The sequence below is a fragment of the Psychrobacter pacificensis genome (assembly GCF_018336615.1).
Lineage (GTDB): Bacteria > Pseudomonadota > Gammaproteobacteria > Pseudomonadales > Moraxellaceae > Psychrobacter > Psychrobacter pacificensis.
Genome location: NZ_CP048752.1, coordinates 2,557,733 through 2,572,420, shown reverse-complemented (window position 1 = coordinate 2,572,420; position 14,688 = coordinate 2,557,733). Strand labels below are relative to the sequence as shown.

10 protein-coding genes are annotated in these 14,688 nt (G+C 47.4%); 8 read left to right on the top strand and 2 right to left on the bottom strand.

Features of this window, described 5'->3' with window-relative positions:
- Positions 1-94 precede the first annotated feature (94 nt).
- The 4 genes from GYK50_RS10895 to GYK50_RS10880 all read left to right on the top strand — a co-directional run bounded on the left by GYK50_RS10895 (position 95) and on the right by GYK50_RS10880 (position 5,373).
- Positions 95-913, top strand: a complete 819-nt coding sequence (locus tag GYK50_RS10895) for an enoyl-CoA hydratase/isomerase family protein (RefSeq protein WP_093067680.1) — start codon at positions 95-97, stop codon at positions 911-913.
- 70 nt (positions 914-983) lie between these two features.
- A complete protein-coding gene (locus GYK50_RS10890; protein WP_093067683.1) occupies positions 984-3,101 on the top strand; it encodes an acetyl/propionyl/methylcrotonyl-CoA carboxylase subunit alpha in 2,118 nt (705 codons plus the stop codon).
- 15 nt (positions 3,102-3,116) lie between these two features.
- A complete protein-coding gene (locus tag GYK50_RS10885; RefSeq protein WP_212563924.1) occupies positions 3,117-4,037 on the top strand; it encodes a hydroxymethylglutaryl-CoA lyase in 921 nt (306 codons plus the stop codon).
- Positions 4,038-4,185: 148 nt separating this feature from the next.
- Positions 4,186-5,373 (top strand): isovaleryl-CoA dehydrogenase, encoded by a 1,188-nt coding sequence (locus tag GYK50_RS10880; protein WP_212563923.1) that lies wholly within the window; start codon positions 4,186-4,188, stop codon positions 5,371-5,373.
- Positions 5,374-5,613: 240 nt separating this feature from the next.
- Here the strand turns inward: GYK50_RS10880 and GYK50_RS10875 are convergent, their stop codons facing one another.
- A complete protein-coding gene (locus tag GYK50_RS10875; protein ID WP_212563922.1) occupies positions 5,614-6,342 on the bottom strand; it encodes a pantothenate kinase in 729 nt (242 codons plus the stop codon).
- A gap of 58 nt (positions 6,343-6,400) precedes the next feature.
- Positions 6,401-7,372 (bottom strand): biotin--[acetyl-CoA-carboxylase] ligase, encoded by a 972-nt coding sequence (locus tag GYK50_RS10870; protein WP_212563921.1) that lies wholly within the window; start codon positions 7,370-7,372, stop codon positions 6,401-6,403.
- A 440-nt stretch (positions 7,373-7,812) separates the two neighbouring features.
- On the opposite strand from GYK50_RS10870, the gene GYK50_RS10865 reads away from it, so the two are divergent.
- From GYK50_RS10865 to GYK50_RS10850, 4 genes are all read left to right on the top strand, one after another.
- The gene (locus GYK50_RS10865; protein ID WP_212564557.1) at positions 7,813-8,616 is read left to right on the top strand and encodes a sulfite exporter TauE/SafE family protein; all 804 of its coding nucleotides are present in this window, start codon (positions 7,813-7,815) and stop codon (positions 8,614-8,616) included.
- A 46-nt stretch (positions 8,617-8,662) separates the two neighbouring features.
- The gene (locus tag GYK50_RS10860) at positions 8,663-9,628 is read left to right on the top strand and encodes an STM4504/CBY_0614 family protein (protein ID WP_212563920.1); all 966 of its coding nucleotides are present in this window, start codon (positions 8,663-8,665) and stop codon (positions 9,626-9,628) included.
- Between the two features lie 12 nt (positions 9,629-9,640).
- Entirely contained in the window at positions 9,641-10,582 is a 942-nt protein-coding gene (locus GYK50_RS10855) for a hypothetical protein (RefSeq protein WP_212563919.1), read from the top strand.
- Positions 10,583-10,648: 66 nt separating this feature from the next.
- Positions 10,649-14,572, top strand: a complete 3,924-nt coding sequence (locus GYK50_RS10850; RefSeq protein ID WP_212563918.1) for an AAA family ATPase — start codon at positions 10,649-10,651, stop codon at positions 14,570-14,572.
- Positions 14,573-14,688 lie beyond the last annotated feature (116 nt).

Genomic DNA, 14,688 nt, shown 5'->3' with positions numbered 1-14,688 from the left:
ACATCTTACTTTCTTATATGAGCATTATGATGGATGACCCAAACGTTGGGCTAAGTATTTACATAGACATATAAATAGGAACATAGAGAAAGTTATGAAAGAAGCAAAATCAAAAAATAGTAATAATTATAAAAGTCTATTAGTCGATATAAAACAACACGTCGCTACCGTGACGTTGAATCGTCCCAAGATACGCAATGCCTTTAATGACGAGATGATCGCCGAGTTGACAGAGGCTTTTACCACCCTTGGTGTGGATGACGAGGTGCGTGTCATTGTACTCGCGGCAGCTGGCAAAGCGTTCTGTGCAGGCGCTGATCTTAATTGGATGCGCGCCATGGCAGATTATAGCTATGAAGAGAATCTAGCGGATGCGGATAAATTGGCGCAAATGCTCAAGACGATTTATGAATGTTCCAAGCCGACGATTGCGGCAATCCAAGGCGATGTCTATGCAGGCGGTATGGGTCTCGTTGCCGTCTGTGATGTGGCCATCGCCGTGAAAATTGCCAACTTTTGCCTGAGCGAAGTGCGTTTGGGCTTGGCACCTGCGACCATCAGTCCTTATGTCATCCGAGCGATGGGCGCTAGAGCTGCGCAGCGTTACTTCTTAAGTGCTGAGGTGTTTGATGCCAAAAAAGCACGTCAGCTTGGCTTTATTCACGAGCGCGTGAGCGAAGAATGGTTAGATGATGAGGTCACGACACTTTGTGCCAAAATGGTTAAAAACAGCCCCGATGCGGTCAAAACCTGCAAACAGCTATTACACGATGTTGCTGGCGCGCCCATCACTGATGAGCTGATTGCTGATACGGTAAAAGGTATCGCGGATATTCGCGCATCAACACAAGGAAAGGAGGGCGTGCAAGCATTTTTGCAAAAGCGTAAGCCTGACTGGCTGACAGCAGACTAACGATAAACGAATAGATAAACGGACAAATAGACAAGACGTCAAATAATAACGACAAGATACAGGGATAGTTATGTTTTCTAAAATTCTAATTGCCAACCGTGGTGAAATTGCTTGCCGAGTGGCCGCAACTGCCAAGCGTCTTGGCGTCAGTACCGTCGCTGTTTATTCTGATGCTGATCGCGAAGCCAAGCACGTGCCGGTTTGTGATGAAGCGATCTATCTAGGCGGTTCGGCACCGAAAGACAGCTATCTCAAAGGTGATGCCATTATTGCCATCGCCAAGCAAACAGGTGCTGAGGCCATCCACCCAGGCTATGGGTTTTTGAGTGAAAACGCCGATTTTGCACAGGCCTGCCAAGATGCTGGTTTGGTGTTTATCGGACCCTCTGCTGAGGCGATTCGCGCCATGGGCGGCAAATCTGAGTCCAAGCGCTTGATGGAGGCCGCTGGCGTGCCGCTGATACCCGGCTATCATGGTGACAATCAAGACGCCCAGTTTTTGCAGCAGCAAGCAGATGATATTGGTTATCCTGTCTTAATCAAAGCGAGTGCAGGCGGTGGCGGCAAAGGCATGCGTATCGTTGAGCAAAGCAGCGATTTTGTCGATCTATTAGACTCGTGCCGCCGTGAAGCAATTACCAGTTTTGGCAATGATCAAGTGTTGATCGAAAAATATGCGCTCAAACCACGCCATATCGAAATCCAAGTATTTGGCGATACGCATGGCAATTATGTGCATCTGTTTGAGCGTGATTGCTCCGTGCAGCGTCGCCATCAAAAAGTATTAGAAGAAGCGCCAGCACCGGGTGTCGATAGGGCCATGCGTGAAGCGATGGGTACGGCTGCAATTGAGGCGGCGCGTGCGGTTAATTATGTCGGCGCTGGCACGGTTGAGTTTATTGTGGAGCAGCGCGAAGGCACGATGAATTTTTATTTCATGGAGATGAACACGCGCTTGCAAGTTGAGCATCCAGTCAGCGAAGCCATTACTGGTGTGGATTTGGTCGAGTGGCAACTGTTGGTCGCTGCAGGTCAGCCATTGCCAAAATCGCAAGACGATTTGACGATCAATGGTCATGCGATCGAAGCGCGTATCTGTGCTGAAAACCCTGACAATAATTTTTTACCAGCGACAGGAACGTTGTTTACCTATCAGAAGCCTGAGCACAGCACCTTTGTCATTGATAAAAACGGCGCTGATGTGCGTATCGATGATGGCGTACGCGAGGGTGATGTCATCAGTCCCTTCTACGATTCTATGATTGCCAAGCTTATCGTCCATGCGCCCACACGCGAGCAAGCGTTGGCGAGACTAGATCGTGCATTGGCGCAGACGCGTATCGTCGGTTTACCAAATAATGTGGCATTTTTGCGTTATATCTTAAATACCGATTCATTTAGCACAGCCAATCTTGATACGGCATTGATAGAGCGCGAGCAGGACAAGCTGTTTGATCAGCATCCGCTTGGATTATCAACGCTTGTGGTGACGGCTATTACGCAGCAGCTTGCGAGCGAAGCCGTATTACAAAAGATCGACAACGACCCCTTTAGCAAGCCGACAGGGTTCCGTGCTTATAGCGATTACACTCGCTCATTTAGCCTCATTTATAATGAGCAGTCATATATTGCTTGTATCAGCAATTGGCACAATGCGAGTTGCTTTGATAATAAAAAAGGTAGCGAGAATCTCAGTAGCTTTGCGCTTGTCATTGGCAAAGAAATCGCGAATACGCAGGATGATAGCAATATCAATGTCGCCGCTCAGACTGAAACGGTTTATGAAGGGCAAGTCAGTTATGATAGCAGTGATGCGCACAATCATACCTTATGGTTAGAGGGTGCACGTATCAGTGCGCAGAGCTGGGTTAATAATGAGACAGTTTATGTGTTCACAGATAGCGGACGCGATGAGATTACCTTAATTGATGTGATGGCGCATGTGGGTGAAGACACAGCAGCAGTCGGCAGCTTAAAATCACCGATGCCAGGGCAAGTCGTTGCATTCAAAGTAGCTATTGGCGATACTGTGAAAAAAGGCGAACCACTTGCGGTCATTGAGGCCATGAAGATCGAACATACCATTACCGCACCAACTGATGGTGTGGTAGCAGAACTATTATTTGCAGCAGGTGATTTGGTCGCTGATGGTGATGAGCTACTGCGTATCGATAGTGAAAGCGAATAGAAAAGGACAATAAGCATGAGCCACTCGTATCCAAGCCATGTCACCATCGTCGATGTCAGTCCGCGTGATGGATTGCAAAACGAATCCATGACGGTACCGACCGCGGTTAAACAAGCCTTAATCAATGATTTAATTGACGCAGGGATTAAAAAACTGGAGGCGACCAGTTTTGTCTCGCCAAAGTGGGTGCCACAAATGGGCGATAACAGCGCATTGCTGGATGCGCTTGCGCCAACGCGGCAGAAGGACGTTTGTTACTCAGTACTCGTGCCCAATATGCGCGGCTTTGACAATGCGATTGCCTACCGTCCTGATGAAATTGTTATTTTTGGCTCAGCCAGCGAAACCTTTAGCCAAAAAAATATCAACTGCAGTATCGATGAGAGTATTGAGCGTTTCGCGCCCGTTGCCGCTGCGGCAAAAGCGCAAGGTATCAAAGTACGCGGCGTTATCTCTTGTACCGTTGGTTGTCCTTATGAAGGCGAGATTGACCCTAGCCAAGTCGCTTATGTCACCAAGCGGTTGATTGAGATTGGTTCAGAGCAGATTGGCATTGCTGATACCATTGGTGTGGGTACACCCCTCAAAGTGCAGCGCGCCCTACAAGCAGCCCTTGAGTATGCTGATATTGCCATGTTATCAGGTCATTTTCATGATACTTACGGTCAAGCCCTCAGCAATATCCTAGCGGCATTACAAATGGGTGTCGGCGAATTTGATACCTCAGTCGCAGGCCTCGGTGGCTGTCCGTATGCCAAAGGCGCAACGGGCAATGTCGCGACCGAAGATGTGGTATATATGCTGCATGGCATGGGTATTAGCACGGGTATCGATTTGGAAAAATTGGTCGTGGCAGGCGAGCGTATTAGTGGGTTTTTAAAGCGTCCAAATGGCTCAAATGTGGCACGGGCTTTGATTAATAAACGTCAGTCTTAAAAAATTATCGTAAAAATGAAATATAGTCGAACCACTATTAAAGTGTTACAGCGTTAGACTCGTTTAGCCTACTACTGTAGTACTTGCACTCGTCTGCCTTGTACCACTTTTAATATTGATTGACTATACTAAAAAACAAGGAATGGTTATGAGTTTACCTGGATTGAACTTTCAGCTTGGCGAAGATATTGACGCGCTACGTGATGTCGTACAGCAGTTTGCGGCAAACGAAATCGCCCCACGTGCAAGCGAGATCGATAGCAGTGATGAGTTCCCTATGGATCTGTGGCAAAAGATGGGCGATCTGGGTCTACATGGCATTACCGTCCCTGAAGCGTACGGCGGCTCGGACATGGGCTACGTCGCTCATATGGTCGCCATGGAAGAAATCAGCCGAGCGTCAGCATCGGTAGCGCTTAGCTATGGTGCCCACTCCAATCTCTGTATCAATCAAATCAAACGCAATGGCTCTGAGGCGCAAAAACAAAAATATTTGCCAAAACTCATCAGCGGCGAGTTCATCGGTGCATTAGCAATGAGTGAGACCGGTGCTGGTTCAGATGTCGTCAGCATGAAGCTCAAAGCCGAAAAAAAAGACGGCAATTACATCTTGAACGGTAGCAAAATGTGGATCACCAATGGCCCTGATGCGGATGTGATGGTGGTCTATGCCAAGACCAATCCTGAGATGGGTGCCAAAGGTATGACTGCCTTTATCGTAGAAAAAGGTATGGAAGGGTTTGGTACCGCGCAAAAGCTCGACAAGCTTGGCATGCGTGGTAGCCATACGGGTGAGATGACTTTTAACAATGTGACAGTACCAAGCGACAATATCTTGGGCGGTCTTAATGAAGGCGTTAAGGTACTCATGAGTGGCCTAGATTATGAGCGTGCCGTATTAGCCGCAGGTCCTATTGGCATCATGCAAGCAGTGATGGACAATGTCGTCCCTTATATCCATGAGCGCAAGCAGTTTGGTCAAGCAATTGGTGAGTTTCAATTAATCCAAGGCAAAGTGGCTGATATGTATACTATTTTGCAGGCAGGTCGTAGCTTCTTATACACCGTTGGTAAAAACCTCGATATGCTAGATGCGCACGGCGCAGGACACAGCCGAGAAGTGCGAAAAGACTGTGCTAGTGTGATTTTATGGTGCGCCGAAAAAGCCACATGGATGGCAGGTGAGGGCATTCAGATATTTGGCGGTAATGGGTATACCAACGAGTATCCACTCGGTCGCTACTGGCGCGATGCTAAGCTGTATGAGATTGGCGCAGGTACTAGCGAGATTCGTCGTATGCTGGTCGGTCGTGAGCTGTTTAATGAGACCAAATAAAAAAGGGTTAGGGCAGTATAGTCAGTCAATATTAAAAGTGGTACAAGGCAGACGAGTGCAAGTACTACAGTAGTAGGCTAAACGAGTCTAACGCTGTAACGCTTTAATAGTGGTTCGACTATAGCTAGCAAAGCTTCGACCTTATAAAAGAGAAAAGTATCTAATAAAAAAGCAGCACGCTTTAAACGTGCTGCTTTTTTTGTCAGTGTGACAGTATGATGTTGGCTTATCTATGACGGATTATGACTTATTACGATAATCAAAATACCGTGCCAGACCATTTAATAATAAATCATCGCGCAAGCGTACGGGGCGATTGACATGCTGCGAGATAGTGGCCGCATCGCCGCCTGTCATGATGACTTCAAAGTTTGGGTGACGACGGCTAATCTCATTAACCGCACCAACGATAGAGAGCAAGATACCGCGGTGCACCGCGTCTTGGGTGGTCATGCCTTGGCTAACACTATCAAATGTACCGTTAGAGATAGTGATTTGTTTGGTTCCAGAAAACAGAGACTCGCGTTGTAGGTAAATACTGGGGAAGATATAACCACCCAAATGCTCAGCGTGATCAATCAAGTCAATCGTCACCGCCGTACCGCAGCCGATCACGCATTGGCGTTTTTTCTTATCGACGGCTCCTAGCATCTGTAGCCAGCGATCACAGCCGAGCTGCTGGTCATTATAAGCACTTTTCATAAGCGCATGCGCGGCATCAACATGGACAAACTCAAATGGAATGTTCAAACGACTGAGCGTCTCTGATACTTGGGCATTGAGCGCATCGCCCAGTACGGATGAGATACCAATAAAGTCGGGTGCATAACGCTCAAAGCGGTCAGTCAGACCCATGAGTAATTCAGCGGGTGCTTGCAGATGCTGCTTGGCATCATGTGAGACTATCTGCCCGATATCGTCGGTCAGCCAGTATTTTAGGCGGGTATTGCCAAGATCAAGCCAGAGCATAAAAATCCCTTTATATAGCGCTCGTTAATGATGGTGCTCGTCAGTTTGTTAGTTAAGCCTAATAAATAACGTCAATACGTCCAGTAAAAAGCGTAGAAATCTTACCGTTATCTTGCTGTAATTGCAAACACCCATGAGTGTCGACACCGCAAGCGACTCCCGTCATGACTTTGTTCTCATTGTTATAGTCTTGGGTAACACGTAAACGCAGACCGGCTAGCGCATCCATCGCTGCAAACTGCTGCAAAAATCCATCTAAATAATAGGTATGCCCCGTTGGTTTTTCGATGGTCAAATGCTCAAATCGAGTCATCGCTGCCATCAGTGCTTTGCTCATCTGCTGATACAATGTTTGTAAGTCTGGCAGGCGAGTGGCTTGTGTTGCTGGCTGCAGCACTGCATAGATATCTTGTAAGCTGATCGCTTGATAACTCATCCCCTCAGACGTTTGCGCGGTGAGTGTTGGCGCAGCTTTTACATTCAACCCAATGCCTAGCACCACACCAACCAGCTTACCTGATTTGGTCACAGGTTCTATCAAGATGCCAGCGAGCTTTTGAAAGGGCAATGTGCGCTGAAGTGAGATGGCGCTGTCTAAAGCTGAACCATCGGGTGCAGAGTGCGCCAATTCAGAATGATGACTGGCTTGACTCTGATAAAACCCCAAATCATTTGCCCATTTCACACCAATTGGCGTCAGACCTTGCGCTTGTAGCTGTTCATTCAAGGTTTGGATAACAGGCATTTTTGCCAGCTCAAGGCCAATAATTAAAGACAATAAACCACTAACTGGCATATGCACCGGATGGTACAACGACAGGTAGACATTGCCGCGCGGCGACTGCCACGAGCGCCCATGTTGTCCACGTCCCGCGCTCTGCGTCTCTGCGGTCAAGACGTGTACGGTAGCAGCATCTAGCGTGCCATCTTGCAGCGCTGCGATCAGCTCGCTATTGGTCGAGGTGCTACTGGCAACGTGGCGGTGGTTAAGCTCGGATAAAGCGGGAGAAAAATTGGTGAGTGGTGACATAAGTTTAATCGATGTGGTTAAAGGAAACTTTGATATACTAAGCGGTTACCAAAGACAGAATAAAGGTCACGTTGAGATTTGGCAAATACAGTTAAGTGCGCTAAGAAACCAGTAAGTAGGCAATAAAATTAGGGCGTGTTGAACATTCGCAAATAGGCACTGCTGATCGCTAAAATTGTTCCAGACAAGGCACAAAGCGACGATAATGCAGATGCCTTAGCGAGATTTGTAACGCAGTATGGGGCAATTTTAGCATCAGCCCCAACGATAAAAAGCAGGGGACAGGACTCTTTTTTGCCGCTTCATCGTTAAAAATAAGCGCTTAGAGTGACTAAACTTATTATTTTTAACATCGACTCGCCTAAAAAATAGTCGCTGTCAGTGCCATGGTCGAATGTTCAACACGCCCTAGGCCAGTATTATAAAAGGTTTGTTCTATGATGTTATATGTGTGGTTTGTGATTGCAGGGGCGTTTGCAGGTGTCAGTGCAGGCTTGTTTGGCGTGGGCGGCGGCATGATTATCGTCCCCGCCCTGGTCTGGATTTTTACCGCGTATGACTTTTCGCCAGAGGTGGTGACACACCTAGCTATTGGTACGTCTCTTGCGACCATTGTTGTGACCTCGATCAGCTCACTGACGGCTCATAATAAACGCGGTGGTGTCTGCTGGGAAGTATGGCGCAAGATGGCGCTCGGCTTGGTTATGGGGAGTCTGGTCGGCGCTGGTATCGCAGATATGATTGATGGTCAGGCGCTACAAGCCATCATCGGTGTTGGCGCGCTATTGGTTGCGCTAAAAATGCTGTTCTTTTCTAACAAAGAGCAAGTGGGCAAACCGCTGCCACCTGCTGGGGTACAGTTTGGCGCTGGTACGGGCATTGGCATGGCGTCGTCTATCTTCGGTATTGGCGGTGGTAGTTTGACCGTACCGTTTTTGAACTGGGCGGGGCTGCCGATGAAGCAATCGGTCGGGACGTCAGCGGCGTGCGGTCTGCCTATTGCTCTGGCTGGCGCGGCTGGATTTGCCTGGTTTGGTCAAGATGTGGTCAATCTGCCTGAGGGCACCATCGGATTTGTCCATGTCATAGGGTTTTTGTGTATTTCGGTGGCGAGCTTTGCGATGGCAAAAGTGGGTGCCAAACTCGCTCATGTATTGCCTGCCTTGATGCTCAAGCGCGCGTTTGGAGTCCTACTGATATTTGCAGGAGGGCAGTTGTTATTAAGTGGACTGGGCGTGATTTAGTTTTGGTGTAGTGAATTAGTTACTAATAATAAATTGAGGGTTCAATATGGCTATTACCGAATTATTCCATAAAAGACAGAAAAGAATTCGAGGCGAATATCCTGACGTTTACCAGTACGAAGAATTGCCTAACAAATTAAAAGTACAAATTGTTCATATTTGGAACGAAACAATAGGTCAAGATCAATCTGGTATTAATTGGAGTCAATTAACCCTAAATCGTGAATACTTAAAAAATTGCTACAAAATATTATGCAAGGAAACTGGTGTTTTTAAGTTGAATGAAGATGATAGCAACGTAGAAGGGCTGATTATTTATTTTGAAAGTATTTATAAATATTTTTTGGAGGAAGAGTGTGCGGAAAAGGCATTAAGTGTAGTAGAACTGATGATGAAAACAATATCAAAATTCTCTAAAGAAAATAGACGTGAAGTCAACATAAATTTAGATGACACTATAAATGAATTAAATCATAGATTTCTTGAAAACGGTGTAGGTTATCAATATGAAAACGGTCAAATCGTTAGAGTGGACTCTGAGTTTATTCATGCTGAAGCGGTCAAACCCGCTTTACAGTTATTAAGTAACCCTACATACAGAGGTGCTCAAGAAGAGTTTTTAAACGCCCACGAACATTATCGTCATGGTCGTTACGATGCCGCTCTAACAGATTGTCTTAAAGCATTTGAAAGTACCATGAAAATCATACTAGATAAACATGATTGGGAATATGGCAAAAAAGATACTTCAAAGAGGCTTATTGATTGTTGTCTAGCTAATGAACTGATACCAAAATTTTGGACTGATCATTTTAATTCATTAGGTAATATGCTTATCTCAAGCATAGGTACACCTCGAAATAAACTTAGTGGTCATGGCAAAGGTAATGATGAGATAGAAGTTCCTGAACACCTTATTCAGTATGTGCTACACATGACAGCGTCTACGATTGTATTTTTAATCAAAGCAGAAGAAAGGTTAAATAGAATAAACCTAGTATGTAAACCATGAGACATTATTAGTATGAAAGCAGCAGAAAAATATCGCCGTGTCTTTGGCTCGGTGAGGCACTTGAAAGATCAGCTATCATGGACGACTGGTCTTACCAATATGGTAGAGTTTTTGGCGTGGGAGCCCAAGCAAATTCTTGGTATCACCAAAAAGCAATATGTACGCCAAATCATTGAGTGGGCTACCCAGCCTGAGCTAGCAGGCAAAAGTGTAGAAGAGATTGAACACGCCATTATCAAAAAGCTCAACGCAAAAATGCATGACACGGAGCAATTAGAAACCTATTCATCCCAAAGGGTCGGTATCTGTCATCCGAGAGAGGCCACCCGCCGTGTCATGTTTTTTTCTGAAGAGTATCTCAACAAAGAGTTCGATATCTTTTTAAGTTTATGTAGTGATGTCTACTTAGACTCATTTTATCAGCAATTCATCACCTTTGAGCCAAATGGGTCGTGGTCAACCCATGGCAACAGTGGATTGTTTGAGGCCAGCACAGAGCTAAAAGCAATGTATATGGACAATTTGGCCTACAACCATCAGGCGAATATGCTGGTAGCCAATGAATTGAAATTTAATGGTCGAAAAAACCCAGATCAGCTGCTCAAGTACTGCGTGATGTATGAGCATTTACTTGATAAAGGCTTTATTGATAAAGGGGCTAAGTTTTTGTTGTTGTTCATCGGCGGCAGTGAGCTAGAGCACAACAAGCAGCGCTTAGCCGACCGAGAGCTGGCGCTGTGTCACAAAAGACCCAAAAAATATCAGCATCTATTAAGACCAGAGCTGTTAGACATCGTCGATCATCTGCAAGTGGCCAGTATCACGTGGTCAGCATTGATTGCGTTCAATCAACGCTACTTAGGAGAAAACGAGGTCAGCCAAGTGGAGCAAAAACTATTACGAGGGTTTCATCAAAGCCTGAAGTCAAAATCGTTTATGCACTTAGACGTTTAACCCTAAAAACTTACAACAATTTCAGGTAGAATAGCCGCCTGTTTTCGCCATATCAACTGACTATTCATGCGCTTAAAATCCCTAAAGCTGGCAGGCTTCAAATCTTTTGCCAACCCAACGACCTTTACTTTTCGTCATGGTATCACCGCCATCGTCGGGCCAAACGGCTGCGGCAAATCCAATGTGATTGATGCCATACGCTGGGTGCTGGGTGAGACCTCTGCCAAGCAGCTGCGCGGCGGGGCGATGAGCGATGTCATCTTTGCTGGTACGCAAGACAAAGCGGCCAAGAGTGTGGCGAGTGTCGAGCTGACCTTTGAGCATACCCAAGATGAGCAGACAGGTATTCGCCATGAGCTTAACTTGTACCAAGAGCTGTCCGTTCGCCGTCAGGTCAATAAAGACGGCCGCTCAGATTACTTTATCAATGGTACGCGCTGTCGCCGCCGCGATGTGGTCGACGTGTTCTTGGGAACAGGGTTGGGCGCGCGCAGTTATGCGGTGATTGAACAAGGTATGATTGGGCGGATTGTTGAGTCAAGTCCTGTGCAACTGCGTGAGTTTATCGAAGAAGCGGCTGGGGTGTCGCGCTATCAGGCGCGCCGCGAAGAGACACAAAAAAAGCTTGAAAAGACAAGAGACAATCTGGCGCGTCTGCACGATATGCAAAGCGAGCTGCTCCGCCAACAAAAGACACTGTCCAAACAGGCAGCGAGCGCGCAGCGTCACGAAGAGATCTCACTAAGCTTGGCTGATATTGAGCAGCAGCTTGCCATTCAGCAGCTCTACCAAGCCAAGCAGCAGCATCAGCAGCGAAAAATCATACATGAGCGCAGTACGGCTGAAGTATCGACATTGCAAGCGGATTATGACACGCTAAAGGCACAGCAAGACAAGCTCACCGCCCGTATTAACCAAGAGCAATGGCTCAAAGATGATGCCCAAAGCGCGCATTACGAGCAGCAGCTGGGCTACCAAAACGCTGAGCATCAATTGAGTGATGCCACTGCACAGCTGGCAGCCATTGAGCAGCAACTGTCTCACTTGGCGCAGCAGCGTGAGCAATCACTCGCTGATATTGAGCGGCTTAACGCTGAACAAGCTGAGCAGCAGCAAGCACTAGAGACGTTACGCCCACAGCTCGCTGAGCTGAGCGACAAGCGTGATAACCACAAGCGTCATGAGCAGCCATTGCAGCGCGCGTGGCATGATGCGCAAAACCAGCTGTCGCGTCTACAAGACAAGGCACGCACGCTTGAGCAGCAGCAGGCGATTAATACCCAAGCACAAAAGCGTCACCAGCAAAGCGATGATAAGTGGCAACGCCGCGCGCAAAATTGGCAAAACCTCTGGCAGCAATTACAGCAGTCTATAGCCCCATCTGCCAGTGCTGTTAGTGCCAGTGCTGATGCAAGTCAGGCAGCAGACGAGCAAGACTTGCATCAGGTGCTAGAAGAGCAAGTCGCTAAGCTGAGCAAACAGCTACAGCAGATTGAGCGTCAGCAAGAAGGGGTGGATGAACGTCTGTCTGAGATACAGCCGCAAGCGCATCATTTGCAGCAGCGACTGAACACGCAGCAACGCGAGCTGAGCGATGATGAAAAACGTCATGCGTTACTGGCAGGTGAATACGACACTTTGCATCAGATATTGCATCCAAAACCTATATCAAACTCTCAAAACAAAGCAGCTGCAACAAATAACACCGATAGTGGCGCTGTAAATACGCAGCAATTAGCTATTACGACGCTGCGTGAACAGATTGAACTGAGTGCGACAGGGCAAGCGCACGCACAGCTACTCGATAGTGTTTTAGCGTTATGGCTAGACAGCCATGTATTAATTGCAAGCCGTGCTGACCATGTGAATGATGCGGATCAAAAAGCCAATAGTTTGAGTTTGTGGCAAGCACTTGAAGATGACATTACTGATTTACTGACTTATCAAACCATACAAAACACCTCAGCCAGTACAAAAGAAAAAACACTAGCAACGGGTCATAGCCTATGGTTGCCTGCGAAGCAAAATAAAACCAGAGACAGTGCCTTTATCAGCGACTTACCAGAGAGCTTAACTGATAAAGTGTTGCCATTATCACAGCTGATTGCGCAGCCTGCGCTTGCGCTATGGCAGCAGTGTTATCTATACACAGCGCAGTTTGAGTCTGCTAGTGAGCATGATATTAACGTGTTTGCCGATGTCTTAAAGTCATTACCGTCATCAGCGCTTCTGCTGACTGCTGATGGTTGGATCATTAGTTGTCAAGGCACGCTTAATTTGAGTAAGCTCGCTGGCGCGCAAGACGATCAAAGCGAGGGCAGCAGTCAGTTTCTCACCCAGCGTTTGGCGCAGCGCACGCGTTTGCAAACGCTAGAGGACCTGCTCGGTGAGCTAGAGTTGAGCATCGACAATCAGCAAAAATCTATCGCAAAAAATCAGCGCGATTATGATGCGTTGATAGTCAGTTTGGAAGAAACGCGTGCCCAAGCTGAGCAATTAACCCGTGATAAGCATAAATACCAGCAGCAACTGACGACCGAGCGCGCCAACGCCGAGCGCTTGCAAGCAGACAGCCAACGCCTAAATGCTGACAAAGCGGCGCTCGAGCAGGAAAAGCAAGAGCTTGCGCATGAGGCGCAGACACTTCTTAATGAGCAGCAGGATATCGAACGCGAGATCGCCACACTCACGCCGCAAATAGCAGAGGCACGAGCGACCAATCAGCAATTACAATCTGAGCGCAGCGAGCTACACCGCGCACGTCAAGCCGATGATGAGGCTTGGCAGGCACTGCAGCTACGTATTCAGAAGTACGAGATGCGCTTAGAGCATTGTGTGAGCAGTCTGGCGCGTGCAACCGAGCAATATGACAAGTCATTAGAGAATGAGCAGAGTCTACAGGCGCGCCATGATAAGCAGCAGAGCACATTACCAACGCTGCAAGCGGCACTGCAGCGCGCACAGACAATGCGTGATGAGCAGCAAGCGTTATTGAGTGAGCGTGATAGCGCGCTCACAGCGCTAAAGCAAGCATATGCTGAGCAGCAGACGGCATTTGATACGTTGCAAAATACCTTGCAGACGCAGCAAAGCGAACTTGCACAGCATGCAACTGAGTTAGCATTAAGTGCCGCGCGCTTGGAGGATGCAAGTAGACATACCCAAAGCGCTCTAGATGCTTATACTCAAGTGAGTGAGAAGTACAAAACGCAAGCAGAACAGCCTCAACAAACCATGAGTGTCTCAAACTTACTGGCAGACTTTATCGCTCATGATCGCCGTGTGCGCCCAGACAAAATCGCTGAGCTTGCGTCCGAACGCGCCAAGCTTGCGCAGCAATTAAGTAAGATTGGCGCTGTCAATCTTGCTGCTGTCGCGGAGTTGGCCGAGGTCAATGAGCGCTTGGAGCCACTTGCGCAGCAGACCACCGATATCGCCGCCAGTATGCAGACATTGACTGAAGCGATTGCTTCGATCGATGAGACGACCAAGACGCTATTTATGCAGACGCTCGATGCGGTCAATAATGAGCTGGCCAATTTGTTTGCTAAAGTCTTTGGCGGCGGGCAAGCCAGTCTGACACTGAACACAGACGAGATGCCAGCCAATACGCCAAAGTCGGAGCAATGGCGGACAGGGCTTACCTTGATGGCGCAGCCAAAGGGCAAGCGCAATAGCCGCCTAGCCGTACTCTCTGGCGGTGAAAAAACGCTGACCGCATTGAGCCTAATTTTTGCGATATTTAAGCAGCATCTGGCGCCGTTTTGTGTGCTTGATGAAGTTGATGCGCCACTCGATGATGCCAATGTTGCGCGTTTTACTAGCCTCATTCATGAGTTGGCAGATGACTTGCAGTTTATCTTTATCAGTCATAATAAACTGACGATGCAGATTGCCGATGAGCTAAAAGGCATCACCATGCCAAGCGCAGGTATTTCTACCCTAGTCAGTGTGTCGCTTGATGAAGCCGCGCGTTATGTAGAGAGCTAAGACCAAAAAAGCCAAAATTAAAAGCGCTATGAGAATCAAAGCGATGCAAATATAATCAATCCATCGGCATAAATACAAATAAGCTTGACCTCAGTCCAGCATACTGGTTATAAAGT